At 58.7% G+C, this 24,883-nt stretch carries 23 protein-coding genes; 8 read left to right on the top strand and 15 right to left on the bottom strand.

All coding sequences use genetic code 11. The features are described 5' to 3' along the window. Positions 1 to 137 precede the first annotated feature (137 nt). A complete protein-coding gene (gene rnr, locus PbB2_RS09005) occupies positions 138 to 2,471 on the bottom strand; it encodes a ribonuclease R (RefSeq protein WP_108984996.1) in 2,334 nt (777 codons plus the stop codon). After that, entirely contained in the window at positions 2,468 to 5,125 is a 2,658-nt protein-coding gene (gene topA, locus PbB2_RS09000; RefSeq protein WP_108984995.1) for a type I DNA topoisomerase, read from the bottom strand. Before topA ends, rnr begins: the two co-directional genes overlap by 4 nt. Before the next feature lie 186 nt (positions 5,126 to 5,311). Here topA and PbB2_RS08995 point away from each other — a divergent pair, with 186 nt between their 5' ends. Then, on the top strand, positions 5,312 to 5,536 hold the full coding sequence (locus PbB2_RS08995; protein WP_108984994.1) for a hypothetical protein: 225 nt from the start codon (positions 5,312 to 5,314) through the stop codon (positions 5,534 to 5,536). On the opposite strand, the gene dprA is transcribed toward PbB2_RS08995, so the two are convergent. The 10 genes from dprA to PbB2_RS08945 form a co-directional block, all read right to left on the bottom strand. Next, on the bottom strand, positions 5,499 to 6,602 hold the full coding sequence (gene dprA / locus PbB2_RS08990; RefSeq protein WP_108984993.1) for a DNA-processing protein DprA: 1,104 nt from the start codon (positions 6,600 to 6,602) through the stop codon (positions 5,499 to 5,501). The two genes, PbB2_RS08995 and dprA, sit on opposite strands and share 38 nt — an antisense overlap. A 2-nt stretch (positions 6,603 to 6,604) precedes the next feature. After that, positions 6,605 to 7,189 carry a glycerol-3-phosphate 1-O-acyltransferase PlsY gene (plsY, locus tag PbB2_RS08985; protein ID WP_238164939.1) on the bottom strand — a complete coding sequence of 195 codons (585 nt, stop codon included), beginning with the start codon at positions 7,187 to 7,189 and terminating at the stop codon, positions 6,605 to 6,607. A gap of 42 nt (positions 7,190 to 7,231) precedes the next feature. Continuing rightward, positions 7,232 to 8,521, bottom strand: a complete 1,290-nt coding sequence (pyrC, locus tag PbB2_RS08980; protein WP_238164938.1) for a dihydroorotase — start codon at positions 8,519 to 8,521, stop codon at positions 7,232 to 7,234. After that, positions 8,514 to 9,488 carry an aspartate carbamoyltransferase catalytic subunit gene (locus PbB2_RS08975; protein WP_108984990.1) on the bottom strand — a complete coding sequence of 325 codons (975 nt, stop codon included), beginning with the start codon at positions 9,486 to 9,488 and terminating at the stop codon, positions 8,514 to 8,516. Before PbB2_RS08975 ends, pyrC begins: the two co-directional genes overlap by 8 nt. Continuing rightward, positions 9,485 to 10,105 (bottom strand): class I SAM-dependent methyltransferase, encoded by a 621-nt coding sequence (locus tag PbB2_RS08970; RefSeq protein ID WP_108984989.1) that lies wholly within the window; start codon positions 10,103 to 10,105, stop codon positions 9,485 to 9,487. The genes PbB2_RS08975 and PbB2_RS08970 overlap by 4 nt, the downstream gene beginning before the upstream one ends. A gap of 1 nt (position 10,106) precedes the next feature. After that, positions 10,107 to 10,580: an NUDIX domain-containing protein gene (locus PbB2_RS08965; protein WP_108984988.1), complete on the bottom strand. Its 474-nt coding sequence runs from the start codon at positions 10,578 to 10,580 to the stop codon at positions 10,107 to 10,109. 211 nt (positions 10,581 to 10,791) lie between these two features. After that, on the bottom strand, positions 10,792 to 12,657 hold the full coding sequence (gene mutL / locus PbB2_RS08960; protein ID WP_108984987.1) for a DNA mismatch repair endonuclease MutL: 1,866 nt from the start codon (positions 12,655 to 12,657) through the stop codon (positions 10,792 to 10,794). A 51-nt stretch (positions 12,658 to 12,708) separates the two neighbouring features. Further along, positions 12,709 to 13,263, bottom strand: coding sequence for a DUF3035 domain-containing protein (locus PbB2_RS08955; RefSeq protein ID WP_108984986.1), 555 nt, complete (start codon positions 13,261 to 13,263; stop codon positions 12,709 to 12,711). A 114-nt stretch (positions 13,264 to 13,377) separates the two neighbouring features. Continuing rightward, positions 13,378 to 13,938 (bottom strand): signal peptidase II, encoded by a 561-nt coding sequence (gene lspA / locus PbB2_RS08950; protein WP_108984985.1) that lies wholly within the window; start codon positions 13,936 to 13,938, stop codon positions 13,378 to 13,380. 65 nt (positions 13,939 to 14,003) lie between these two features. Further along, the gene (locus PbB2_RS08945) at positions 14,004 to 14,993 is read right to left on the bottom strand and encodes a helix-turn-helix transcriptional regulator (RefSeq protein ID WP_108984984.1); all 990 of its coding nucleotides are present in this window, start codon (positions 14,991 to 14,993) and stop codon (positions 14,004 to 14,006) included. Positions 14,994 to 15,077: 84 nt separating this feature from the next. On the opposite strand from PbB2_RS08945, the gene argJ reads away from it, so the two are divergent. The 3 genes from argJ to PbB2_RS08930 all read left to right on the top strand — a co-directional run bounded on the left by argJ (position 15,078) and on the right by PbB2_RS08930 (position 16,967). Further along, the gene (argJ, locus tag PbB2_RS08940) at positions 15,078 to 16,310 is read left to right on the top strand and encodes a bifunctional glutamate N-acetyltransferase/amino-acid acetyltransferase ArgJ (RefSeq protein WP_192576259.1); all 1,233 of its coding nucleotides are present in this window, start codon (positions 15,078 to 15,080) and stop codon (positions 16,308 to 16,310) included. A 73-nt stretch (positions 16,311 to 16,383) separates the two neighbouring features. Further along, positions 16,384 to 16,800, top strand: coding sequence for a (deoxy)nucleoside triphosphate pyrophosphohydrolase (locus tag PbB2_RS08935; protein ID WP_108984983.1), 417 nt, complete (start codon positions 16,384 to 16,386; stop codon positions 16,798 to 16,800). Continuing rightward, complete coding sequence (locus PbB2_RS08930) at positions 16,797 to 16,967, top strand: Flp family type IVb pilin (RefSeq protein ID WP_108984982.1); 171 nt, start codon at positions 16,797 to 16,799, stop codon at positions 16,965 to 16,967. The genes PbB2_RS08935 and PbB2_RS08930 overlap by 4 nt, the downstream gene beginning before the upstream one ends. A gap of 155 nt (positions 16,968 to 17,122) precedes the next feature. Here the strand turns inward: PbB2_RS08930 and PbB2_RS08925 are convergent, their stop codons facing one another. After that, positions 17,123 to 18,034, bottom strand: coding sequence for a methyltransferase domain-containing protein (locus tag PbB2_RS08925; protein WP_238164937.1), 912 nt, complete (start codon positions 18,032 to 18,034; stop codon positions 17,123 to 17,125). Between the two features lie 72 nt (positions 18,035 to 18,106). On the opposite strand from PbB2_RS08925, the gene PbB2_RS08920 reads away from it, so the two are divergent. Further along, entirely contained in the window at positions 18,107 to 18,892 is a 786-nt protein-coding gene (locus tag PbB2_RS08920) for a ComF family protein (protein ID WP_238164936.1), read from the top strand. Continuing rightward, positions 18,885 to 19,790, top strand: a complete 906-nt coding sequence (locus PbB2_RS08915) for a CPBP family intramembrane glutamic endopeptidase (RefSeq protein WP_192576258.1) — start codon at positions 18,885 to 18,887, stop codon at positions 19,788 to 19,790. The genes PbB2_RS08920 and PbB2_RS08915 overlap by 8 nt, the downstream gene beginning before the upstream one ends. Here the strand turns inward: PbB2_RS08915 and PbB2_RS08910 are convergent. Further along, on the bottom strand, positions 19,718 to 20,905 hold the full coding sequence (locus tag PbB2_RS08910; protein WP_108984979.1) for a pseudouridine synthase: 1,188 nt from the start codon (positions 20,903 to 20,905) through the stop codon (positions 19,718 to 19,720). The two genes, PbB2_RS08915 and PbB2_RS08910, sit on opposite strands and share 73 nt — an antisense overlap. Before the next feature lie 231 nt (positions 20,906 to 21,136). Between PbB2_RS08910 and PbB2_RS08905 the strand changes: the two genes are divergently transcribed. Beyond that, complete coding sequence (locus tag PbB2_RS08905; protein ID WP_108984978.1) at positions 21,137 to 22,228, top strand: acyltransferase family protein; 1,092 nt, start codon at positions 21,137 to 21,139, stop codon at positions 22,226 to 22,228. 12 nt (positions 22,229 to 22,240) lie between these two features. Here PbB2_RS08905 and PbB2_RS08900 read toward each other — a convergent pair whose 3' ends face one another. Further along, positions 22,241 to 23,386 (bottom strand): RNA methyltransferase, encoded by a 1,146-nt coding sequence (locus tag PbB2_RS08900; protein ID WP_108984977.1) that lies wholly within the window; start codon positions 23,384 to 23,386, stop codon positions 22,241 to 22,243. Positions 23,387 to 23,509: 123 nt separating this feature from the next. Here PbB2_RS08900 and PbB2_RS08895 point away from each other — a divergent pair, with 123 nt between their 5' ends. Then, positions 23,510 to 24,724 carry an NADP-dependent isocitrate dehydrogenase gene (locus PbB2_RS08895; RefSeq protein WP_108984976.1) on the top strand — a complete coding sequence of 405 codons (1,215 nt, stop codon included), beginning with the start codon at positions 23,510 to 23,512 and terminating at the stop codon, positions 24,722 to 24,724. The last annotated feature ends 159 nt before the right edge of the window (positions 24,725 to 24,883 follow it).

Genomic DNA, 24,883 nt, shown 5'->3' with positions numbered 1-24,883 from the left:
CCTTGCCAAAGCCGGCCAAAGCCGGGGTCACAAGATTGAACAAGATCAACACACACAACACAATGTCATCCTGGACGGCAAGCCGATCAGGGACCTTCTGATATAGGTTTAAGTAAACACGTCGTGCTCTTCTAAGCTCAACGCCGACGGCGCGTGACACCACGGGGCGGGCCACCGATTTTTCGCCGTGGCGTGGTGGCCCTCGCGGGGCCGCGCAGGCTGCGCCGACCGGGTACGGGACCCGGTTTTGGCTCGCTGACAATATCAAACAACAGCCCGCCTGAGACGGGTGTGGCCTCCATCAGCCGCACCTTAACCCGCGCACCCAATTCCCAGCGGTCGCCGGTTTCAGACCCGATCAAGGCATGGCCGGCCTCGTCATGGTGGAAATATTCACTGCCCAACCGCATCACCGGGACCAGACCATCGCCGCCTGTCTCATCCAGACGCACAAACACACCAAACCGATTGACGCTGGTGATGCGGGCTTCAAACACCGCCCCGACGCGTTCGGAGAGGAAGGCGGCCACATAACGGTCCGTGGCTTCGCGCTCTGCGGCCATGGCGCGCCGCTCAGTGGCTGTGATGGCTTCAGCAATCTTTTGAAGCTGGTCGGGTGTGGCTTTCTTCAGGCCATCGTCCCCCAATCCCAAGGCACTGATCAGCGCCCGGTGGACAATGAGGTCAGCATAGCGGCGAATGGGGGATGTGAAATGGGCATAACGGCGCAGATTAAGGCCAAAATGGCCAAGATTATCAGTGTCATAAATGGCCTGGGCCTGGGTGCGCAGCACCACCTCATTGATCATCTGAGCATGCTCAGTCGGGGCGGCCAGCGCCAGAACGCGATTGAAGCGGGCCGGTGTTGGCGGCTGGCCCTTGGCCCATTTCAGATTGACGGTTGCCAGAAAATCCCCCAGCGCCGCAAGCTTGGTCTCGCTGGGCTGATCATGCACCCGATAGATAAGGGGCGAGCGTTTGTCTTCCAGCGTTTCTGCCGCACACACATTCGACAGGATCATCATTTCTTCGATCAGGCGATGGGCGTCAAACCGCTCCCGCACGGCTATCGACACCACCTGACCTTCGGGCGACAAGATGATCTTGCGTTCGGGACTGTCAATTTCAAGCGGTTCGCGCTGGTCGCGGGCCTTTTCCAGCGCCCGATAGGCTGCCCATAAAGGCTTGAGAACGGGATCCAGCAAAGGCGCAGTCTGTGCATCGGGGGCGCCATCAATGGCCCGTTGGGCTTGGGTATAGGTGAGGCTGGCGGCACTTTTCATCAGCCCGCGCACGAAGCGATGGCTTTGCTTGTGGCCACCCGCATCGATCCGGATTTCAAGGGCCAGACAAGGCCGCTCGACCCCTTCCATCAGCGAACAGAGATCGGCTGACAAACGCTCTGGCAACATGGGGACCACACGGTCCGGGAAATAGACCGAATTGCCCCGTTGCAGCGCGCCATGATCAAGGGCAGAGCCCGGCGTCACATAATGGGCGACATCGGCAATCGCCACCACGATCTTATGCCCGCCGCCCGGCAAAGCTTCGGCATAGACCGCATCATCATGGTCGCGCGCATCATCGGGGTCGATGGTGATCAGCGGAAGCGAGCGTAAGTCCTCTCGCGACCCCAGCGGCGCAGGTCCGGCGGCGGCGGCCTCGGCGCGTTCATCATCGGAGAAGCCCATGGGAATGCCATGGGCGGCAATCGCCAGAATGCTTGCGGCTTTGGGATTGTCACTGTGGCCGAAGATATCGACAATCTCGGCTTTCTTCGGCCCATAGCCACGATGGGGCAGCAAGCGGGCCGCCACAAGGTCGCCATCCTTAGCCCCTTTGGCATGTTCGGGCAGGATCATCCAATCATGGCGATGCTTCTTGTCAGACGGCACCAGACGCCCGCCACCAGCCCCAGCGTGACCTGGCCGCACATCTGCTGCCCGGAACACGCCAAACACTTTTTCCACTGTCCGGCCAAGCTGCTTGATAATCTGAACGTCATAATCGCCATCGCGGTTTTGGCGTGTCTTGCCGACAAAACGGTCACCGACCCCCGGGGCTGGGCCTGTCGGGCGCGCGGTGCCGCGCGGCAGATGGACCCGCACCAAAGGCCCAAACACTTCATCATCTCGGCCCATCGCACGGGCCATCAGATCACCCTCGCCATCAATCTCGATGATTTGAAACACCCCGCCATCGGGTGGAACGGCGCTGCTGGCCACATCCTTGCGCCCGGTTCGGGCAATTGCCCCCTCGCTGCTCAATTCTTTCAGCAGAGCCTTCAAGGCGCGTCGATCATCGCCCTTCAGGCCAAAGGCGATGGCGATCTCACGCGGGCCCATGGCAGTCTTGGCCTGGTTGAGAAAAGCCAAAAGGGTCTGCCGGTCAGGTACGCCAAGGCTCTGCCGCTTGACCGGCTTGGACGCGGCCTTGCCCTTGTCGCCATTGCCGCGGCCTTTCTTCTTCATGCCTTGGCTGCCTTGGTAGGGGCTTTCTTGGCAGCTGGCTTCTTGGCTGTGGCCTTTTGGGTCGGGGCCTTTTTGGTTGCAGCCTTCGCTTTGGTGACTTTTTTGGCGGCAGGCTTGGCGGCTGCAGCCTTTTTCGCCGCTGGCTTCTTTTTGCCGACACCAACAACGGCGATCCGCGCCTCGATCAGCGCAAGCGCGGCATCACGGGTCAAGGTGGCAGGGTCTGCGCCCTTTGGCAGGGTGGCGTTGGTGGTGCCGTCGGTGACATAGGGGCCATAGCGCCCCGACATGACTTTAATCACTGGCCCGCCGCCTTCGGGTGCGGCAAATTCCTGCAAGGCAGCAGGGGCTGCACGCTGGTTGCGGCCACCCCCGGCGCGCTTTTCAGCCAGTACGGCGACCGCCCGATTGAGACCAATCTCGAACACATCCTCAATCGTGCCAATATTGGCATAGGTCTTGGCATGCTGAACATAGGGTCCGAACCGCCCCAGATTGGCGACAATCGGCTCGCCATCTTCGGGGTGAGCCCCCACGGTGCGTGGCAGCGACAACAGGCGCAGCGCACGCGCCAAATCAAGGTCAGAGGCTGCCCAGCTCTTGGGCAAGGACGCACGCTTGGGCTTTTCGCCCTCGCCCAATTGGACATAGGGGCCAAAGCGGCCTGCCTTTAGCCAGACGTCCAAACCGCTTTCAGGGTCCAAGCCCAATTGCCGGTCGCCACTGGCTTCGGGTGCGTCGGCCCCAGGTGCTGTCAATTGGCGGGTATAGCGGCACTCAGGATAGTTGGAGCAGCCGATAAAGGCCCCGAATTTGCTGGTCTTGAGAGACAGCCGTCCATCAGTGCAGGTTGGGCAGGCGCGGGGATCTTTGCCATCGCCCTTGTCTGGGAAGATATGGGGGCCAAGCGACTCATTGATGGCATCGAGTACCTGAGATGTGCGCAAGTCGCCGGTATCGGCAATCGCCCGGGAAAAATCCTCCCAGAACTCGCGCAGCAAGATGCGCCAGCCCAAATCGCCTGATGAGACCAGGTCAAGGCGTTGTTCGAGGTCTGCGGTGAAGTCATATTCGACATATTTGGAAAAGAAGTTTTCCAGAAACGCCGTGACGAGGCGACCCTTATCGTCGGGAATGAAGCGGTTCTTGTCCATATGAACATAGTCGCGATCCCGCAGCACGGTGAGAATGGAGGCATAGGTCGAGGGCCGACCAATGCCCAATTCTTCCATCTTCTTGACCAAAGTGGCTTCTGAATAGCGCGGTGGCGGTTCAGTAAAGTGCTGGGTCGACGTGATGTCGCTGGTCTTGACCTTGTCGCCCGCACGCAGATTGGGCAGGCGGCGGCTATCCTCATCGGCCTCATCATCGCGGCCTTCCTGATACAGGGCGAGAAAGCCGTCAAACAAAATCACTTGGCCCGTGGCGCGCAGGCCGGCGCGGCCCTTTGTGTCAATCAGATCAATCGTGGTGCGCTCGACAATGGCCTGTTCCATTTGGCTGGCAATCGCGCGCTTCCAGATCAATTCGTACAATTTGGCCATATCGCCTTCCAGCCGCAATTTGCTGGGATGACGATGAGGATCAGTAGGTCGGATCGCTTCATGTGCTTCCTGAGCATTTTTGGCTTTTGAGCTGTAATAGCGAGGTTTTTCGGGAACAAACTCGCTGCCAAAACGCTCACCAATGACCGCCCGGCATTGCAGGATGGCGGCCTGATCCATGGCGACACCATCGGTCCGCATATAGGTGATGAGGCCTAAAGTCTCCCCGCCAATATCAACCCCTTCATAGAGTTTCTGGGCAACTTGCATGGTGCGCTGGGCATTAAAGCCCAGTTTGCGACTGGCCTCTTGCTGCAGGGTAGAGGTGGTAAAGGGTGGGGCAGGCGATCGCTTGAGCGGCTTGGCTTCCAGGCTTGCGACCTCAAATTGACCCGCCATCACGGCTTGTTTGGCGGCTTCGGCAGAAGCGGCATCGGCCAGATCAAACTTGTCGAGTTTCTTGCCATCGAGGCTCACCAAGCGTGCCTCAAACGGAACCCCAATGTCTGCTTTGGCTTGCGCTGTTACCGTCCAATACTCGCGGGGCTTAAAGCGCTCAATCTCCATTTCGCGCTCGACCACCAGCCGCAAGGCCACCGACTGGACCCGCCCGGCAGAGCGTGAGCCCGGCAGCTTGCGCCACAGAACCGGCGACAGATTAAAGCCGACCAGATAATCCAAAGCCCGGCGCGCCAGATAGGCGTCGACCAATTCCTGATCAATCTGGCGAGGGTTGGCCATGGCGGCCAGGACAGACTCCTTGGTGATGGCGTTGAACGTGACGCGCGAGATCGCCTTGTCTTTGAGAACTTTGCGCGCCTTGAGGGCTTCAAGCAAATGCCAGGAGATCGCTTCACCCTCGCGATCAGGGTCGGTGGCCAGGATCAGACTGTCGGCCTTCTTCACCCGCTCAGCAATATCGCGAATGCGGGCTGCACCCTTGCTGTCGGCTTCCCAGACCATGGCGAAATCCTCGTCCGGACGGACAGAGCCATCCTTGGAGGGCAGGTCGCGCACATGGCCGAAACTGGCGACCACATCATAATGGCTGCCGAGATATTTGTTGATGGTCTTGGCCTTGGCCGGTGATTCAACGACAACGAGATGCATGAGTGGCGTTTCAAGATAAAGGGTGGATGGTGACCAATACAGTCAGTCCCGCGCGGAGGTGTCTTTGCAATGGCACCAATGTCAATGGGTTTCCGCAAATCCAGATGTAATGCATCTTGACGTGTGGCGCTTGCGTGTTACAACTAAAAATATCAAACAACAGGTAACGCTCGCTAAAGGTGAAACATGCCTGCAGGACATGATCATGTCGCGCCCACCGCTGTCAACAACCTCCCCGAGGTCGCCGATTTCATCCGCAATCTGGCCCTGGAACTCGAACAGCTGAGCGAGGATAATGGCATGGAGGGTGTGGCCGCCTGCCTGCGGGCTGCCGCGCAAGAGGCGCGACGGGCAAAAGACCATGAGCGCATGGTCAAACTGGGCCTGAAACCAACCCGCCGGGTTGGGTAGTTGCCCGGCCGGCAAGTTCCAATTCGACGATGATGGCTGCCAAAGTTCGCCACGGCAGGCCGGCATCCGTGGCCAGATCATTCAAGCTCACCGGGACGGCAGACAAAAGTCGGCTCACTTTGTCGATATCAGTATCCTGCAACACAATGCCCTGGTCCTCATGACCATAAGAGACCGGCTTGCTTTCGGTCAGCCCACGTCCGCTTTGCAGACACGCCAGAATATCTGACACGCTGGTGACAAGTTGTGCGCCATCCCTGATCAGCCCGTTGGGACCTGCCGCGCGCGGATCCAGCGGAGAGCCTGGCACCGCCATGACATCGCGTCCCTGTTCTGCCGCCAGCCGGGCCGTGATGAGCGAACCGGACCGGGCCTCAGCCTCCACCACCACAATTCCTTGGCTGAGCCCTGAGATGATACGGTTGCGGCGGGGAAAATCGCGCGCATGAACCGTGGCATAGAGCGGGCTTTCCGACACCAGCACGCCGCGATCGGCAATCTGATGATAGAGGCTTTCATGTTCTGGAGGATAAATATGATCAAGCCCGCCTGCCAAGACAGCCACGGTCCCGGTGGTCAGGCTGGCGGCATGGGCGGCGCCGTCAATCCCGCGTGCCAGACCTGAGGCGATGACATAGCCTGCTTGTCCTAAACCGGCTGAAAACTCCCGCGCTAAGCGCAAGCCCGCTGCCGAGGCATTGCGTGCCCCAACCATGCCGACCATGGGTCGGGCGAGGAGCCCTGCCTGTCCCACAATGCTGATTACGGGTGGAGGTGGGGTAAGGGCGGCTAAGCCGCGCGGGAAATCCGGCTCGCAAGCTGCCAAGATCATGCCGCCGAGCTTGTGCGTGGCGGCAATCTCATCCTCGGCTTGGGCGGTAGAGATGAGCTGGATTGGCTTGCCGCGGGCTTGCCGCGACAGGTCCGGCAAGGCCGCCAACACATGGCTAACGTGACCATATCGGGCCAGAAGGCCGAAAAAAGTAACCGGACCAATGCCGTCGCTGCGGGCCAACCGGACCCAGTCGCGGCGGTCGCGGTCACTCAACACCTGATGGGTGTGCATGTCTATTTCTTGCCGATTTTAGGCTCTTCACCCTTGATCAGGCGGGAGAGATTTTCCCGGTGTCTGATCCAAACCAGTACTGACATGAAAAGCGTGGCGCCAATCCCGATGGGGCTGGCCTGGAAGACCACTGCAAGCAGTGGCGCGGCTGCAGACGCCACCAACGCACCCAATGACGAATAGCGGAAGGTAAAGGCTGTGGCCAACCACAAGGCCCCAGCCAGAACGCCAACCGGCCAAGAGCCGACCAGCAAGGTACCAAAGAAGGTTGCCACCCCTTTGCCACCCTTGAATTTAAGCCAAATGGGGAAACAATGACCCAATAAAGCCGCAGCCCCAGCCAGCATGCCCGCATCGGCGGAGAAGAAATGGCGGGCCAGCACCAAAGCAGCGGCAGCTTTGGCTGCATCCAGCACCAATGTGGCCAAGGCCACATCCTTGCGCCCGGTGCGCAGAACATTGGTGGCCCCGATATTGCCCGACCCGACTTGGCGAATATCACCTAAGCCAGCCATCCGCGTCAGCACGAGACCGAACGGGATCGAGCCCAAGAGATAACCGCCCAGAACTGCAATCAGATAATCCATCATCCCCCCAGCTTCAGCTGTGGCATGGTGCCCACAAGACCCTTATTCGGCCGCTGTGAAAACCGGCTTGCCCCCAACCCAAGTGCTCAAAACCTTACCCTGCATTGTGCGGCCATCATAGGGGGAATTGCGTGATTTCGACACCATGCGGCTGGCGTCAAAGCGGATGGGGAAACCCAGATCCACCACTATGAGATCAGCCGGTGCACCGGCCTCGATGCGGCCTTGCGGCAAACCGAGCAGCTGGGCTGGCCCGATGGTGAGCGCGCGTATCAGATCCAAGAGTTCAATCAGACCTTCGTGGTAGAGCAGAAGTGCGGCTGGCAGCACTGTCTCCAAGGCACTGGCCCCAAAGGCGGCCTCATCAAAGGGGAGGCGCTTTTCTTCTGCCGGGCGCGGATCATGACCTGAGACGATCACATCAATCAGGCCAGAGCGGACACCATCGACCAAGGCCAGGCGGTCCTGCTCGGTCCGCAGGGGCGGGGAGAGTTTGGCAAAGGTGCGATAATCGCCCAAATCATTCTCATTCAAGGTCAGATGATGCACGCTGACGGAGGCGCTGACATCCAGTCCCTGCGCTTTGGCGGCCTGAATGCGGTGAAGCGTGGCTTCTGCTGAAATCATGTCGATCAGCAGTTTCGCACCGGTCAGCTCAGCCAATTGAATATCGCGATTGGCGGCGATGGTTTCAGCGGCCACGGCAATCCCTGACAGACCAAGGCGCGACGCCAGTTCACCCATGTTCATCATGCCACCTTCGCTCAAGAAGGGATCTTGCGGGCGTGAGGCGATCAGGCCGTCAAAAGCAGTGGCATAAGACAGGCAGCGCTGCATGGTGCGGGTGCTGATGATGGGCTTGTCGGCATTGGTGAACATGACGGCCCCGGCCTCTGCCATCAGGCCCAATTCGGCGATGCGTTCGCCCTTAAGCCCGACAGTCAATGCCCCTGCGGCCAAAACCCGCGCGGGCGACTGGTCGCGCCCACGCCGGGTGATGAAGTCAATCAAGGCAGCATCGTCAATCACATGGTGGGTGTCGGGCTGAAGCACCATGGTGGTTACCCCCCCAGCGACTGCTGCTTTGCCAGCTGTCGCCAAGGTTTCACGCTGTTCTTCCCCGGGTTCGCCGGTCGACACATGCAAGTCGATCAGCCCCGGCATCAGCGCATGGCCATCACAATTGATGATGCGGGCCTCAGGATGACGTGGCAGGCTGGGGCCGACGGCCCGTATCAGATCCCCGGCCACCAATACCTCACCCGGCCCATCATAATTGCTGGCCGGGTCAACCAAGCGGGCATTGATGAAATGAATGAGGCCCTCAGACATCGAGCACCTCATCATTGGCACCATGGCTGGCCAAGGCTTCTAGAACCGCCATGCGCACAGCCACCCCGGATTCAACCTGATCGACAATGAGCGAGACGCGCGGATCATCGGCAATGTCAGAATCAATCTCCACCCCGCGGTTCATCGGACCTGGATGCATGACTTTCACATGTGGGGCCGCATAGCTGAGTTTACGGGCATCAAGGCCATAGAAGCGGAAATATTCCCGTGCCGAGGGCACATAGCCGCCATTCATGCGCTCTAATTGCAGGCGCAGCATCATGACAACATCCACGCCATCTAGGCCCTCAACCATCGAGTGGTAGATCTCACAGCCCCAACGGTCGACATCGGCCGGCATCAGCGTGGGTGGGGCAATGAGGCGGACACGGGCCCCCAGCATCGACAGCAAAATGACATTGGAGCGCGCCACCCGTGAGTGCAGCACATCGCCACAAATGGCGACCGTTAGCCCCTCGACATGGCCGAACGACCGTTTAAGCGTCAGCGCATCGAGCAGTGCCTGGGTCGGATGCTCATGTGTGCCATCCCCTGCATTGATGACCGAACAGCCCACTTTGCGCGCCAAAAGCTGAGCTGCGCCCGATGCACCATGACGCAGCACCAAAATGTCTGGCCCCATGGCATTCAGTGTGGCGGCCGTGTCCAGCAAAGTCTCGCCCTTGGCCACCGACGATGATTTGACCGCCATATTGACGGTGTCAGCACTCATGCGCTTGCCGGCCAATTCGAAACTGGCTTGGGTGCGGGTGGAGTTCTCAAAGAACAAATTGACCAGCGTGCGGCCCTTTAATGTCGGCAGCTTTTTCTCGCGTGCTTGGGTAAAGGGCAGAAAGACTTCCGCCCGCTCGATCAGTTCCAGCGCTTCAAGCCGGTTCAAATCGCCGATCTGTAATAAGTGGCGCTTGGTGAAAGGCGCGCGGCTTGGGGGCAATTGCGGCATCATGCGTGTGCGCGCCCCCAAACATTATAGCCTGCAAAGCGCGGTGTGCCCGGCAGATACATTGTTTGCACCTCCTCGCAGACAAAGCCGCCAGCCTCCAACATGCCTTGGGTATTGCGCGTCAAATGGCACCCACCGGCAATGGCTTTCCAGACAGGCTCGATGAAGGTCTGCGTGCGGGCGGTCTTGATGTCTGGGGCGCGGCCATGTTCGCAAAATAGGATTTGCCCGTCCGGCTTGAGAAGGCGGTGGGCTTCGGCCAAGGCCGCAGGCGCATCGGGGATGGTGCACAGCGCATAGGTAAACAGGATGGTATCTGCGCAGGCATCGGGCAAACCTGTTGCCTCAGCCCCGGCCACCACTTCCTCAACAATAATATCGCTGCGGCGCTGATCACGCTGCCAGTCAAGCATGGCTTTGGAAGGCTCCACCGCAATGACTTTGCTAACCCGGCTTGCATCAAGAAATGCCAGATTGCTGCCAGAGCCAAACCCCATATCGATCACAACACCGCGCGCTTGTGGGACGATCTTGGCCCGTTGCTTGGCGATGGGCTTTGCCCCGCAGGCGCAGCCAATTAAACGGGGCAGGATGAAGCGGTCATAAAAGCCTAAGCCCATCTCAGCGCCGTCCCCGCAAATTGATGGTCCGCTCTCGCAGCCAAGACAGGATCGCCCAGCTGTGGGCATCATGGCGCACTTTTTTGAGCGCCTCTTCCACCGGTACCCACACCAATTCATGGTCGGGTTCGATTGGGCTGCCTTCTGTGGCGGTCAGTTCCACTTCGAAAAAGACCGAGAGCGAATTGGTTGGCACCCCGTCATTGATCCAGAATTGGCCCGCCCGGTTCAATTGGCGAACCGGCCATACTGTCAGGCCCGTTTCCTCATCAAACTCCCGCACCACGGCCTCGGCATCACTTTCTCCGCTTTCGACCCCACCGCCTGGCAGATCATAGTGAAAGCGAGTCGCATCGCCGACCTTGACCAGGGCGATCTTCTCATCATTGCGCGCACACAGGCCATAGACGCTGGGTCGCTCTTTATAGATTTTGCCGTGTTCGGTGCGCCCGAACTGCATGGAAAAATGCGCCATGAGCGTCTCATATGACAGGTTGGCCCGCCCGGAAAGCGGGCTCGGCAGATGTGTGTTCGCACCGTTGGGCGAGAATTATTCAGGGCATTGGCACTCACAGATAGACCTTGCCTATGTGAGAAGAATTATTCTGCTTTATAATGAGATGTTTAATGCGATTTGTTTGCGCATCGTCTCAGCCAATAGCCAGAGGCAAGGGCTGCCTCCGATCCTACTTGCGGCCAAATAGCCGCTCAATATCGTTCAAAGATAATTTCACAAAAGTTGGCCGTCCGTGATTGCATTGGCCCGAACGTGGGGTGCGTTCCATTTCGCGCAGGAGAAAATTCATTTCTTCCCCGGTCAAATGCCGTCCAGCCCGCACAGAGCCATGACAAGCCATGGTTGCCAGCACTTCATCAATGCGCTCTTTCAACGACAGGCCCTCGTCAAAGGCTGCCAGATCATCGGCCAAATCCTGCAGGAGTTTGCGTGCATTGACCTTGCCCAAAAGGGCTGGGGTCTCGGTGACGGCAATCGCACCACGGCCAAAGCCCTCAATCCCAAGCCCAAAACTGGCAAATTCCTCAGACCGGGCCAGCAGGCGCTCACAGTCAGCCTCGTCAAGTTCGACGATGTCGGGGATCAGACTGGGCTGGCGGGCAACACCATGACCCGCCATCGCGGCCTTCATTCTTTCTAAGGTCAGGCGCTCATGGGCTGCATGTTGGTCGACGATCACAAGGCCGTCGGCAGTCTCGGCAATCACATAGGTCGCGTGCAATTGGGCCTTTGCAGCCCCAAGCGGATAATCTTCCGGGGCTTGTGCCGCCGGCTGCAGGGCATCAGACGATGGTTGAGTAACCCCCGTCTCGGGCCAAAGCGTGCGGGCCTGGGGTTCTGATAAGCCCGACAGGAGGGAGGTGGCCTCGGCTTGTGCGTCAATCCAGCCCATCTGCGGCCGGACCATCATGGGGGCAGAGGCGTGGCTTTGCCCGCGCCAGGGCAGGGTTGAACCCGTTGACGCACCCAACGCACCCAAAGTTGCCTGACCCAGTGCTTGGGGACTGCGAACCCCGCTGGCACCCAGAGCATGGCGTAAAGCCCCAATCACCAGCCCGCGCACCAAGGCCGGGTCGCGGAAACGCACTTCGGTCTTGGCCGGATGGACGTTCACATCCACCAATCGGGGGTCCATCTCAAGGAAAAGGGCCAAGACAGGATGGCGGTCACGGGCCAGCACATCCTGATAGGCCGCGCGCGCGGCACCCTTCAGCAAGGGGTCTTTGACGGGGCGCCCATTGACGAACAAATGCTGGTGGCGGGCATCGCCGCGTGCCGCAGTCGGCAGACCCGCCAGACCCGTCAAACGGATCTCACCACGTTCAGCCTCAATAACCAAGGCATCTGCAGCGGCATCCTTGCCCAAAATCGCCGCCACGCGTGCTGCGCGCTGGGCGGCGGCATCTTTGCCCTCGGCGACCACTTTCAACGCCGTGCGTCCGTCCATGTCGAGGGTGAAAGCCACATCCGGACGGGCCAAAGCCAGCCGCTTGACCATATCGGATATGGCAAGGCTTTCGGCGCGTGCTGACTTCATGAAATTAAGCCGGGCAGGGGTGGCATAAAACAGGTCGCGCACATCCACCCGCGTGCCAGACCGCGCATTGGGCCAGGGCGCGGGCACAGGGTCGCTTTGTACCCCACCTTCAACCTTCAGGCTCCAAGCCTGATCTGCCCCTGCCGCGCGCGAGGTGATCGACAGTTTCGCAATGGCCCCGATTGACGGCAATGCCTCGCCGCGAAAACCCATGGTGGAAATAGCCAAGAGGTCGAGATGGCCGTCAGAATCAGGCGCCAGTTTGGAGGTTGCGTGACGCTCGATGGCCAGTGCCAATTGGTCCGGTGCCATGCCACAGCCATCATCTTCCACCAACAGGCGGCTGATGCCGCCATCTTCGGCCAAGATGCGAATGGTGGTCGCCCCCGCATCGAGCGCGTTTTCTACCAATTCCTTCACCGCCGCAGCCGGCCGCTCAATCACCTCACCAGCGGCGATTTGGTTGATGGCATCAGGGGGAAGGCGGGCGATCAGCATCGGGCCACCTTGGGACAAAAGCGGTGAGTCGACCAGTTGAAGGCGCAGGCCTTACATGCCTGGCAGTTTGAACCCGCGCGGCTTATTTTGCTGGATGCTGACAGGCTGACCGCCCGTTGCGTTGCGAATAGCGGCTTTTTCAAGCCGCAGACGCTCTGCTTCAGCTTCGGCCATCAGCGGGTCGGCGGGCTGGGTTGGAGCCGGAGCGGCAAGGCCCATGATACGGTCTGCCAGATTGGTAGGCTTGCGAGCCACACCGCCCGTCTCTTCATCAATCACGGCGCGGATACGTGGGTCAGCATTGGTGCCACCGGCCTTTTCCACCAAAAGACGCTCACCATCAGATGCGGTTGCCCCCAATTGCACGCCGAACACGGCATTGCGGGCTTGCAGATCGGCGCGCAATTCCATCGGGCGGGCTTCGCCGGGACGGGGTGGGCGCAGGTTGAATTCAGGCGGCACAACCAGCGGAGCCTTCGACACAACACGGAACTCGTCAGGGGCGGTCTTTTCGCTGCCCAAGGCCTGCCGAACGCTGGTGCATCCACCCAGGGTCACAAATGCCAGACCAGTCACGGCCAGAAGGCCAAAATGGGATTTCTTCACAGCTTTCGCTCCCTGTCATTCAATTCCGGCGGGCAGGCGGGTCACGCACCAAGGCCCAAGCCGAGACAAACCTTCACCCTCTTTTAGACGCAAGCCCGCCTCAAGGTCCAGTCGTCAGGCCGCAGACGTCTCAGAAGATTTATCTGACGGTGAATCTTGTTTCGATTGTGGCGGATCGTCGGGGTTCATCAGCATATCCAACGCCAGTAGGATCGCCCCGACCGTGATGGCTGCATCGGCTACATTGAAGACCCAAGGGAAATAGAGCCCTGAAAAATTCAGGAAATCAGCCACTGCACCAAAGCGGACGCGGTCAATCATATTGCCAATGGCCCCACCAATCACGAGGCTCAAGGCCAGAAATGTCTGCCGCCTCTGGGCTTTGAACAACCAGATGGCAAAAATACTGGCAATCCCGGCAGATAGGGCCACCAGTGCCCAACGCTGCCAATCGGCATGGGCTTTCAAGGCCCCGAAGCTGACGCCATAATTCCAGACCATGGTGAGGTCGAAGATGGGTGATATCTCAATATGGCCAAGGATCAGCAGGTCTAAATGGTTCAAGACCCAATATTTGCTGATCTGATCAAGGCCCAGAATAAGCAGGATCAGCCCAACACCCCAGATGGGTGCAGGCGATGGAGCTGGCGGGCGTTTGGCTTTGGGCGATGTCATGGCCGCTCTTTAGCGGCTTTTGGGCAGGCGTGGAAACGCAACAAACAGTGAGGCGACAGGCCGCACTATCCGGCTTTCAGCATGGTGTTGGCCAGATCAAGCGCATTGGCCATCGCCCGCTTCAGGGCTGGTGGGGCAAGGATTTCAAGCTTCCCACCCCAGCGAAACAGGCTCCAGGCCAGTTCATTCAGACCCCCGCCATGCAGCCGTACCAGCAGCGCCCCATCTTCTTGGGGTTCAAGGCTCTGGCGTGGATGGAAGACCCAGCGGCTGGCTTCTTCGGCAAAATCTGGAAATACGCGCAAACACACGTCCACCGTGTCTTCCTGATAAACGCCGAATGAGCGCTCTGAATAGGCTTGCAAGTCAAAGCCCTCCGGCGCGCCGCCGGGCACATCCAGCATAATGGGTGACCTCATGCGGTCGATCCGCCACATGCGCGGGGGAGCGTCCTCGCTGACATGGGCTTCACGCGCGATCAAATAGGCTTCTCCGCCAAACAAAATGCCATAGGGGACAAGATCGCGCTGGCGCGGGCCACCTGAACCGCCCGAATAATGCACTTGCACCTGTTTGAGAGCCAAAAGCGCATCGCGCAACACTTGCAGGACGTCCTTGTCCACACTGGCGCGCGGTCCTGGCTGCACAGCGATGGCCTCAGCCTGCATCAGCGCCTCAATGTCGGTGGCCAAGCGGCGCTTAACATTGGATTTGAGCGCGGACAGCAATTTGGTCTCAAGACTGCTGAGCGCATGGGCAGCTTGCGGATTGGCCCGTTCAAGCTGCTTTTGTGCGGTGGTGAGGGCAGCCATCTCCTCACTTGTCGGGGCCAGCGTGAAGCTGTCGAGCCCCTTGGGCAGCCGCCAACGCTTGGTAGGCGGGTCAGAAATCTCTTCAAGATCGGGATACATCATCGCCAATTGATCGCGCATGCGCTCAATCGTGCGGCGTTTGACATCCAGCTTCTCAGCCATTTCATCGAGGGTCAGGCCATAGGAGCTGGCCGCCAAATGGCGGGCGAGTTCAACAAGGCGGGCAGATTTTTCGTGTCGCATGCGCTCTTCTCGCCCTGAATCTCTGGCAAGGTCAAACGCGAAAAACCATCGACTTGCTCTGAACTTGGGTCTAGAGCCAGCGCCATGAAAGACCTGCCGATCTCCCCGCTCGCCCCCGATGCTTTTCCAGACCTGCCCAACGTGGCGGGCATGCAGGCCTCTGCCACCCGCGTGGGGTTTTATGCCGGGACGCGCAATGATCTGATGACGGTGATATTCCCGCACGGTGCCAGTGTGGCCGGAGCGTTGACGCGCAGTGCAACCCGCTCGGCGGATGTGGATTGGTGTGCGGCCCAACTGCCCAAGGGTCGGGCGCGGGCGCTGGTGGTCAATGCCGGTAATTCAAATGCTTTTACTGGTCCAGCCGGCGTGGCAAAGAATGCAGCCACCGTAAAACAGACGTGTGCCCTTGTGGGGTGCGCGCCTCACGAAGTCTTTCTGGCGGCCACGGGTGTGATTGGGGTGCCTGTTGCGCCAAATCGTGTGGCCGACACTTTGCCACAGGCCATTGCTGCTTTGGCTGCGCCGGATTGGGAAGCATTGGCGCGGGCTTTTTCCACCACCGACACATTTCCCAAAGGGGCCGGGGCCTGTTTAGACCTTGATGGGGTTGAGGTGCGGATCGCGGGCCTTGCCAAAGGCTCGGGCATGATCGCCCCCAATATGGCAACCATGTTGGCTTTCGTATTCACCGATGCCGACATTGCCCCCTCTGTCCTGCAATCATTGGTCTCTGCCCATGTCGAGACCACGTTCAATGCCATTACTGTTGACAGCGATACCTCAACCTCCGACACGCTTTTGGTGTTTGCCACCGGGGCAAATGGGGCCAGCCCCATCACCACACAGGATGATCCCCGGCTGGGTGCCTTCTCAGAAGCCCTCCGCCAAGTCCTGTTGGATCTGGCCTTGCAGGTGGTCCGTGACGGGGAAGGGGCGCAAAAACTGATCCAAGTCACGGTCGAAGGGGCGCACAGTGACGCGTCTGCCCGCGCCATTGCCTTTGCCATTGCCAATTCACCCTTGGTCAAAACCGCCATCGCCGGGGAAGATGCCAATTGGGGCCGGGTTGTTATGGCCGTTGGCAAGGCGGGAGAGCCCATTGCGGTCGACAATATGGCGGTGCGTTTTGGCGGGGAATGGACCGCGCGACATGGCGGTGCGGTTGACTATGATGTTGCCCAAGTTGATGCCCATATGAAAGGCCAAGAGATTGATATTCTTGTCAATGTAGGTTTGGGAAACGGGCGGGCCATTGTTTGGACTTGTGACCTGACCCATGGTTACATCAAGATCAATGGCGACTATCGTTCCTAAACAGGATCAATTTTATGACTTTGGAAGGCAAATATTTAAGACTTATGGCCTAACATTGGAAAGGGTAGGGCGTATGCGACTGGTACTTGTGGCCGCAGCAGCTTTGATTGATGGGAACGGGGCCGTGTTATTAGCTCAACGACCAGAGGGCAAAAGTCTTGCAGGGCTGTGGGAGTTTCCCGGCGGCAAGATTGAAGCTGGCGAGCGCCCAGAATCTGCCCTTTGCCGCGAGCTTTTTGAGGAATTGGGTGTCGATGTTGCGCCCGCTGACCTTGAGCCTTTGGGCTTTGCGTCGCACACCTATGAAAACTTTCACCTCCTCATGCCCCTGTGGACCACCCGCACGTGGCAAGGCCAGCCCCGTGGTCGCGAGGGTCAAGCCTTGGCATGGGTTCAGCCAGAGGCCCTCCAAGACTATCCTATGCCGGCAGCGGATTTGCCTTTGATCCCTGTTCTTTCATCCCATTTGTTTCAGAGCCAGAACGCATGAATTGGAAGCGATTGAAAAATGAACGCGGTGCCACAGCCATTGAATATGGCTTGATCGCGGCCTTCATGACAGTTGTGATGATTGTGGGCTTGCGCCATGTCGGCACCAGCAGCGATGGCATGTATGCCAATGTGACGTCAAATATTCTCGCCGCCATTGGTCGATAACAGGCACCAGACAGCGGGAACTTAGTCCAGATTGACCAAACCCAATATGGTGGACCCGTCCCGAGAAGGGCCTGGATGAATTCAGGCCTTGGAATGATTTACCCCAGAGGCGCTGTGCGCACGGCTCAAGTCATATGGGCCAAATCAATTCGGCTCTAGCTGGCGACATCATCACCCGGCTTGATCCCGGTTGAAATCTCTTGGGTCCCCAAAGCATCGGCCAGACGCATACGCGCGCTGCCAGGCCGCAAAGGCTTTTGCTGACTGGCATGGGGAGCCCAACCCGTTAGGGTGATCAACTCAAATGTGGCCCGGATCCGCCCATCTGGGTCGGCATGATGGGACTGATACAGGTCTGCCGCGCGCGCGATGAGTGAGCGCGTGAGCTTTCGTGTTGGCTTGGCAGCAAAGGCCGCGGTTTCACCCATGGCTTTGAGGTCGCGCAACAAGCCGAACATATTGGCATAGCGCACCGTCACAACATCACTGTCAGCAACCGGCAAAGCAAAGCCTGCGCGCTGAAGCAATTGGGCACCATCTTGGGCGTCGGCAAAGGGTGAGACCCGAGGCTGAGGCTCGCCATGGGCTTCGGTTTCAGCTTGCGCCAGACAGGCGCGCAATTCCTGCAGCGTTCGTCCGCCGAGAAAACTTGCCAGAAATAACCCATCGGGACGCAATGCAAGGCGGACTTGGGCCAGAAATCCCGGCACATCATTGACCCAGTGCAATCCCAAAGTGCTGACCACCAGATCAAGGCTTTGATTGGCCAAAGGCATATGATCCTCATCAGCCACAAAGCCAGGTTCATTTTTGCCGGCAAAATAGGCAGAGCTGAGGTCGCACGCGGCCACAAAGCCGATTTTAGCTGCCAAATCACGATTCTCTGCCAAAGTTTCGGCAAGATAGCGACCGTGCGAACCGATATCGAGCACAATCTCAAACCGGCGGTTGATAAAGTCCAAACGCTCACACACGTCTGCAACTGCCCGCTGTTTGAGGAAGGACACGCCATGAAAGCCGCGCGCAGCACGGCCGCGCCGCTTCGCCAAAAGGCGGCGATCAAACATCCGATTTGATTCTAGGCTTTCCATCATGATCAGATGTGCGCTATTTATGAGAGGATGACTACAGGTGGAAACATGTCGGCGCAACGCTCGCGACTGGCGCGGGTGGGACGTACACTTGCCGACCTGATTTGGCCACCGCGGTCGCTGCTTTCAAGCGCCCGTGTTGACCGACTGGGAACACTTGAACCTGAGCTGTGGCAAGCCTTGGCATTTCTGCATGGTCCGGGCTGCCAGCGTTGCGGTATTCCATTGCCAGAGGCGACCAGCCCAGACATCATTTGCCCGGCCTGTCTGGTCGCGCCACCCGTCTATGAGCGGGCACGCGCTGCCCTAGTTTATGACGATTTATCCCGGCCCATGGTCCTTGACCTTAAACATGGCGGTCGCAAGGATGGTCTGCCTGCCTTTGCCAACTGGATGGCAGAAGCTGCCCCTTTTGCTTTAGAAGCCGATCAGATTGTGCCTGTCCCCTTGCATTGGTCGCGCCTTTGGCAGCGGGGCTATAATCAATCTGCTTGGCTAGCCCACGCTTTTGCCACGCGGGTTGGCAGGCGCTTTAATCCCGATTTAGTAAGCAGAAAGCGGGCCACGCCAAGCCAGAATGGTCTCTCAGCGACTGGCCGCAAACGCAATGTCCAGGGGGCCTTTGTCGCCCAAGCCGCAATTAAGGACCAGTCCATCATTTTGGTTGATGATGTGATGACGACGGGGGCAACCTTGCAAGCCTGCACGCGCGCTTTGCTGCGGGCCGGAGCCGCGCACGTATCCTGCGTGACATTGGCCCGGGTTGTCAGGTCTGCCAAACTGGATGGGGTCACCTCATCGCCTGAGGACACGCTGGAGCCGATTGATGCGTGAAGAATTGCTGGTGAACACCGAGACTTCCCTTTCATCGCGTCCGGCATTCATGGATCAGATGATTGGCAATCGTGCCAAGCTTTGGAAGACCTTGGGAGGCGGCATTCTGATCTTGGTGATCTGGCAATTGACGATTGCGGTGATTGCCCTGCTTTACCCGCCTCTTAAGAACATGGTGATGGGTGGGCCAACTGCCGTGGATACCAAAACCGAGGTTATGGGCGCACTGGCTCTGACAATCGGCGGTTTCGGTCCTGCATTTCTGCTTCTGCTGGCGTGGCGCAAAGGGGTTGAGCAAGCCCCCATTGCGGGTCTGTTTACCGCCCAACCGCGGTTTCGGTGGTCATTGGCGGCAGCTGCTGCACTCACCATGTCGGTTTTCGCCATGGTGAGTTCAGCTCTCGTGGATCGCGACAGCTTGGCTCCACTCAATGATCGACTGGCCCGATTAACCGGGCAGGAATGGGCCTTGATGGTCACCGCATTTGCAATTGGCTTTGGCGTGCAGGCCACGTTCGAGGAAGTCTTTGTTCGTGGGTGGCTTTCGCAACATGTTCGCCGTTTTGTTCCATGGACCTTCATGGTCATCTTGGTGACATCAGCAATCTTTTCCTTGCTTCATTTCGGCCATTCGGGCTGGGCGACCTATGTTGTGACTTTCGCGTTTGGCATTCTGTTTGGCTATTCGGCCTGGCGGCTTAACGGGCTGGAAGCCGCTATTGGTGCCCATGTCGCCAATAATTTCATGAGTGCTCTGGTGATGGGCACATTGGTGTCGGGCAATCCCGCTGCCATGAGTGTGAGCGAGGCCTTGGCTTATGGCCTTTATCTGGCTGGCTTTGTCGGTTTGGTGGAAGTCTGGGCTCGGTTTGGGCCTGATCGGCGTCGGTCAGACTGAGATCCACGCCCGCCAGCTGGCTTGCCTGTGCCAGCCCCTGCCTGACGGCGCGCCCTGATCAATGCTTCTTCTTCCAACAGACTAACCCGTGTCTTGGCAGATTTTGGCGGGGGTTTGGGACCGCGCCTGTCGGGTTTGGTCGGCGGTTTGGCCGCGAGGTCGGGCTTAGGCGGGCGAGCAGTCCTTGCCATGACCCGATCGGGTGCAGCTGGCAATAATGGACCCAACATTTCCTTTAAAGCAGATGGGGCGACTTCCTCAACGCTGCCGGGCGGCATTTTGCCCAATTGAAACGGCCCATAAGACACCCGGATCAGGCGATTGACCTTCAAGCCAATGGCTTCAAGCACCCGACGAACTTCGCGGTTCTTGCCTTCGCGGATCGCCACAGTAATCCACGCATTGGCGGTTTCAGCCCGGTCGAGAATGGCCTCCATCGGCCCATAACTAATGCCGTCCACTGTAATGCCATCGGCCAATTTGGCCAATTCTTCCTGACTGACGCGACCAAAAGCGCGCACCCGATACCGTCGCAACCAGCCTGTGGAGGGTAATTCCAGCGCCCGGGCCAATTCCCCGTCATTGGTCAGAAGAAGCAAGCCTTCTGAACTTAAATCCAGACGGCCAACCGAAATGACCCGCGGCAAATCTTCGGGCAAATGATCAAACACCGTCTCCCGGCCTTGGGGGTCCTTGTGCGTCGTCACCAGACCGTCAGGCTTGTGATAGCGCCACAATCGTGTGGGCTCTGGCCCGTCTACCGGCTTGCCATCGACCAAAATCCGGTCTTGGGCAGTTACGTTGAAGGCAGGGCTTTCAAGCACTTTACCATTGACGCTGATGCGGCCTTCTTCAATCCAGCGTTCAGCTTCGCGGCGCGAGCAGAGACCGGCGCGCGCCAGAGCCTTGGCGATGCGTTCGCCGGCGCGCTCGCTCTGGCCTTCAGCCTTTGGCATGGGGGATTTGACCGATGTCGGGGCGGCGGGCGGCGTGCTGCGACCACCGGCACTGGTTGAGCCTAAGTGCGGTGCTTTTGAGTGCCGCTGTGGCCTGGCCTTTCGCGGCGCGCGGCTGTCGGCCCGGTCGCGTGTGTCATCAGTTGGATCATAGGTCATCGTGCTTGCGCCTTGCGGCCCTCCCGGGCGGCTGAGTGAAGCCGTGCTGATTGCAGGAAATCACCTAAAAGTCGAGCCCTTGATGGGAATGCCTGCGTCTTGTGTTCGCAACGGCATATGTTTTGCGGGGGAAATGAGGTCCCTGTCGGTTGACTTAAGTCGAGACACGCGCGCATGTCAGGCCCTGCACAGCCGACCATTTGATCTGTTTATCGCGAGGAAATCCCTCCTATGTTGTACCCTGCCGATATCCGCCCTTTGACTGGTCTGCGCTTTGTTGCTGCGTTCTGGCTGCTGATTTTCTTCTTTTGGGAGCGGTTTGATTTGGGACCACGTGACCAGATTGGTCTGGTGGCGGCAGGGACTTATGGGGTGGATTTGTTTTTCATCTTGTCAGGCTTTGTGCTGGCACATGTCTATGGCCCCCACGTCGAGGCAAAGACTTTTTCGTGGCGAAACTTTATCTGGGCCCGACTGGCCCGCATCTATCCGTTGCATGTGGCTTGCCTTCTGGCGGTTGTTGCAATCTGGGCGGCGGGAAACCTTGTGGGGGCAAGTTTCAAGGCCGAGGCCTTTGTCGTGGATCAAATCCCGGCCCATCTTTTGCTGATCCACGCATGGGGTGTGGTTGGCTCTGATGGGTGGAACTTTCCATCCTGGTCGATTTCGGCTGAATGGTTTGCCTATCTGACTTTCCCGATCAGCTTCTTTGTGGCCAGCCTGTTTGTTCGCCGTCCCTGGCTGGGTGTGGTGTGGATGGCGGGCATCTTTGCCTTGTTTGCCGCCTGGATGGCCCATCATGGGATTGAATTGATGGACATGACATGGCAGGGCGCGATTTTGCGTATCGTGCCCAGCTTTGGCATGGGGATCGCCTTGTGGCTGTTAGGCCGTCACCTTCACTTGCCAGCCGGGGTTGCAGGCCTAGGCGTGGCCGCCAGCACCATTTGGATTGCGTTTGCCGCTAGCCTGTCTTGGCCCTCAGAATGGTTGTGGCCGGGCTTGTGTGGTGTGGTCTTCTTTTTGGCTGAAACCTCTAAAGCCAATCAGAAACCTGTCTTGGCGTCGCGGACCTGGGTTTATCTGGGAGAAATCTCGTTTGCCGCTTATATGGTGCATCTGCCGGTGGATATCGCTTTCTACCAGATTGTTGAGCGTTTGGTTGGTGAACCCAAGGGTGGCGTGGCGCTGGTGGCAGGCGCTTTGGCGCTGGTGATCAGCATTGTGGCAGCGGCCATCGCCCATGCAGTGATCGAAAAGCCTGCCCGCAACTGGCTGCGCACCCATGTGCCCGCTTTCATGTCGGCCAAACCCGCCAAGTAAGGACGGCCCGGTTCAGGCCGGGCTGAAATCTTGGTAGCTCGCTGTTGCAATCAAGCGATCGATCAATTGGATTTGCCAAACGCCGTGGCTGCCATCGTCTTGGCGAACCAATACCAGTGCATCCGTGCCATCGCTGACCATGGTGACGAGGGTGCATGTGGTCGGGCCTGATCCGATGACAGCATCGGCCCTCTGGCACGTCTCGCACGTGGCGTGATCGCCTGCGGCCCGCCCGGCAATCCATGTCTGCAACCGGGTCTGGATCAGGCGTGTGTCACTGTCGATCGCGCGGCGACGCGCACCACCGGCAAGAGAGCGTAGCGCGCCGCGGATCAGGCTGATCTCATTCATGGTGAAGCGGCCCCGAATGAAGGCATTGCGCATGGTTTCCACCATGGTGGTCTTGCGATCATCGGGCCAGAAGAAGCGGGTGGTGTCGAGTTCTTGCACCCAATGGTCAAAGAAGCTCTCAAACGCGGCGCGCGGGGCGGGGATTTTTTCCTCAATCATCCAGCCCGGAGGGGGGCCATCTGCTTCGGTGCCGCTGGCCCATTCATAGCAAAAGCAGGCCACAGCTTGGGCCAAATTCAGGCTGGGGAAGCGACCATCGACTGGAAAGGTCATCAACACATCCGCGCCAATGATCAGATCATTATCAAGGCCAGAGCGTTCGGCCCCAAACAAAACCACGGGCTTTTCACCCCGTCCCATCGCCTCGCGCAGCAAAGCCACCGCAGCGCGCGGGCCGACCAGTGGCTTGTCCAATTGCCGGGGCGTGCCGGTGGTGGCGACCACAAAGGTCTTGTCCGCCAAGGCTTCTGCAGCCGTGTCGACCACGCGCGCCTGTTCGAGCGGCCATTCTGCCCCGCGTGAAACCGCCCAGGCGCGTGGATTGGGCCATGGGTCCCGCGGCTTGACCAGAATCAGTTCTGCAAAGCCGAAATTGGCCATGGACCGGGCTGTCGCACCAATATTTTCGCCCATTTGTGGCTCAACCAGACAAATGGCCGGGGCCGCACCCCAGCCGGGCAGGGCAGCTTGTTCGGCTTTGGACAGAGGCCCTTTGGGCCCGACACCCAGCCGTCGACCGGCCTGTGGGCTGCTTGCTGCATCACCCAACCCGTCTATTGCCGCGCCCTCATCTGCATCTTTGGCCATTTTGTCACAGTCACTCTTGTTGAAGACGTCTTTTCCGCGTCGCTGGAGGTGCTATAGCCCAGCCAACCGATTTGCGGACCTATCACTTGCAGGCCACCACGCGTGGACCAAAAGGGGAAACACATGGCGAAGATCAAAGTTGCTAATCCTGTTGTCGATCTCGATGGCGATGAGATGACCCGGATCATCTGGCAGATGATCAAGGATCATTTGATCCTGCCCTATTTGGATTTGCAGATTGAGTATTACGACCTGTCGATTGAAAACCGTGACGCCACCGACGATCAGGTCACGATTGATGCTGCCAAGGCCATTCAAAAGCATGGCGTGGGCATCAAATGTGCCACCATCACACCTGATGAAGCCCGCGTGGAAGAATTCAAGCTGAAGAAGATGTGGAAGTCGCCCAACGGCACCATCCGCAACATTCTGGGCGGGGTGGTGTTCCGCGAGCCCATCATTTGCTCAAACGTCCCCCGCTTGGTGCCAGGCTGGACCAAGCCCATCATCATCGGCCGTCACGCTTTCGCCGATCAATATAAGGCGACAGATTTTAAAGTGCCCGGCCCCGGCAAGCTCACCATCAAATTTGTTGGCGAAGACGGCCAGGTGATCGAGCATGAAGTCTTCGACTATCCCGGCGCGGGTGTGGCAATGGCCATGTATAATCTTGACGAGTCGATCCGCGACTTTGCTCATGCCAGCTTCGCCTTTGGTTTGGCGCGGCAATATCCGGTCTATCTGTCGACCAAAAACACCATCATGAAAGCCTATGACGGCCGCTTCAAAGACATTTTCCAAGAAGTGTTCGACGCCCATTATGCCGCCCAATTCAAAGAATTGGGCCTTGTGTATGAGCATCGCCTGATCGATGACATGGTGGCCTCGGCGATGAAGTGGTCGGGTGGCTTTGTGTGGGCGTGTAAGAATTATGATGGCGACGTGCAGTCCGACACGGTGGCCCAAGGCTTTGGCTCGCTTGGCCTTATGACCTCGGTTCTGATGACACCCGATGGCAAAGTGCTGGAATCAGAAGCCGCCCACGGCACCGTGACACGCCATTATCGCCAGCATCAGCGCGGTGAGCAAACCTCCACCAATTCGATTGCCTCGATCTTTGCCTGGACCCGTGGCCTCGCCCACCGCGCCAAGCTGGATGACAATGCCCAACTCATGACGTTCGCGACCAAGCTCGAAGAAGTGGTGATCGCCACCGTCGAAGCAGGCTTCATGACCAAGGACTTGGCCTTGCTGGTGGGTGATGAGCAATCCTGGCTGTCGACCGAAGGCTTCTTGAAGAAAGTCGCCGCCAATCTCGAAGCGTCCATGGCAGAGTAAGACGCTTTAGGCTCTTCCGGCAGGCCGAATGGTCTGCCGGGGGCTTTAAGTGGTGATCTGCGACCGGCTAGGGTCGCGCACTTACCAGAAATCATCTTGATGATTTAAGGTCTTTTTGGTAGGTTTTGGTTGAGTGCCTCGGGAAACGGTCACTGGGCT

It is taken from the genome of Candidatus Phycosocius bacilliformis (genome assembly GCF_003112735.1).
GTDB lineage: Bacteria > Pseudomonadota > Alphaproteobacteria > Caulobacterales > Aquidulcibacteraceae > Aquidulcibacter > Aquidulcibacter bacilliformis.
This window is presented reverse-complemented; position numbering and strand designations above follow the sequence as displayed.

Coding starts and splice junctions, on each gene's coding strand:
- PbB2_RS08975 (WP_108984990.1), bottom strand. CDS start 9,488: ATGATGCCGCAATTGCCCCCAAGCCGCGCGCCTTTCACCAAGCGCCAC.
- PbB2_RS08945 (WP_108984984.1), bottom strand. CDS start 14,993: ATGCGACACGAAAAATCTGCCCGCCTTGTTGAACTCGCCCGCCATTTG.
- PbB2_RS08910 (WP_108984979.1), bottom strand. CDS start 20,905: ATGACCTATGATCCAACTGATGACACACGCGACCGGGCCGACAGCCGC.
- PbB2_RS08925 (WP_238164937.1), bottom strand. CDS start 18,034: ATGTTTGATCGCCGCCTTTTGGCGAAGCGGCGCGGCCGTGCTGCGCGC.
- PbB2_RS08930 (WP_108984982.1), top strand. CDS start 16,797: ATGAATTGGAAGCGATTGAAAAATGAACGCGGTGCCACAGCCATTGAA.
- PbB2_RS08965 (WP_108984988.1), bottom strand. CDS start 10,580: ATGGCGCATTTTTCCATGCAGTTCGGGCGCACCGAACACGGCAAAATC.
- PbB2_RS08995 (WP_108984994.1), top strand. CDS start 5,312: ATGCCTGCAGGACATGATCATGTCGCGCCCACCGCTGTCAACAACCTC.
- dprA (WP_108984993.1), bottom strand. CDS start 6,602: ATGCACACCCATCAGGTGTTGAGTGACCGCGACCGCCGCGACTGGGTC.
- PbB2_RS08905 (WP_108984978.1), top strand. CDS start 21,137: ATGTTGTACCCTGCCGATATCCGCCCTTTGACTGGTCTGCGCTTTGTT.
- PbB2_RS08895 (WP_108984976.1), top strand. CDS start 23,510: ATGGCGAAGATCAAAGTTGCTAATCCTGTTGTCGATCTCGATGGCGAT.
- PbB2_RS08915 (WP_192576258.1), top strand. CDS start 18,885: ATGCGTGAAGAATTGCTGGTGAACACCGAGACTTCCCTTTCATCGCGT.
- mutL (WP_108984987.1), bottom strand. CDS start 12,657: ATGCTGATCGCCCGCCTTCCCCCTGATGCCATCAACCAAATCGCCGCT.
- PbB2_RS08920 (WP_238164936.1), top strand. CDS start 18,107: ATGTCGGCGCAACGCTCGCGACTGGCGCGGGTGGGACGTACACTTGCC.
- pyrC (WP_238164938.1), bottom strand. CDS start 8,521: ATGTCTGAGGGCCTCATTCATTTCATCAATGCCCGCTTGGTTGACCCG.
- lspA (WP_108984985.1), bottom strand. CDS start 13,938: ATGACATCGCCCAAAGCCAAACGCCCGCCAGCTCCATCGCCTGCACCC.
- topA (WP_108984995.1), bottom strand. CDS start 5,125: ATGCATCTCGTTGTCGTTGAATCACCGGCCAAGGCCAAGACCATCAAC.
- plsY (WP_238164939.1), bottom strand. CDS start 7,189: ATGGATTATCTGATTGCAGTTCTGGGCGGTTATCTCTTGGGCTCGATC.
- argJ (WP_192576259.1), top strand. CDS start 15,078: ATGAAAGACCTGCCGATCTCCCCGCTCGCCCCCGATGCTTTTCCAGAC.
- PbB2_RS08970 (WP_108984989.1), bottom strand. CDS start 10,105: ATGGGCTTAGGCTTTTATGACCGCTTCATCCTGCCCCGTTTAATTGGC.
- PbB2_RS08900 (WP_108984977.1), bottom strand. CDS start 23,386: ATGGCCAAAGATGCAGATGAGGGCGCGGCAATAGACGGGTTGGGTGAT.
- rnr (WP_108984996.1), bottom strand. CDS start 2,471: ATGAAGAAGAAAGGCCGCGGCAATGGCGACAAGGGCAAGGCCGCGTCC.
- PbB2_RS08935 (WP_108984983.1), top strand. CDS start 16,384: ATGCGACTGGTACTTGTGGCCGCAGCAGCTTTGATTGATGGGAACGGG.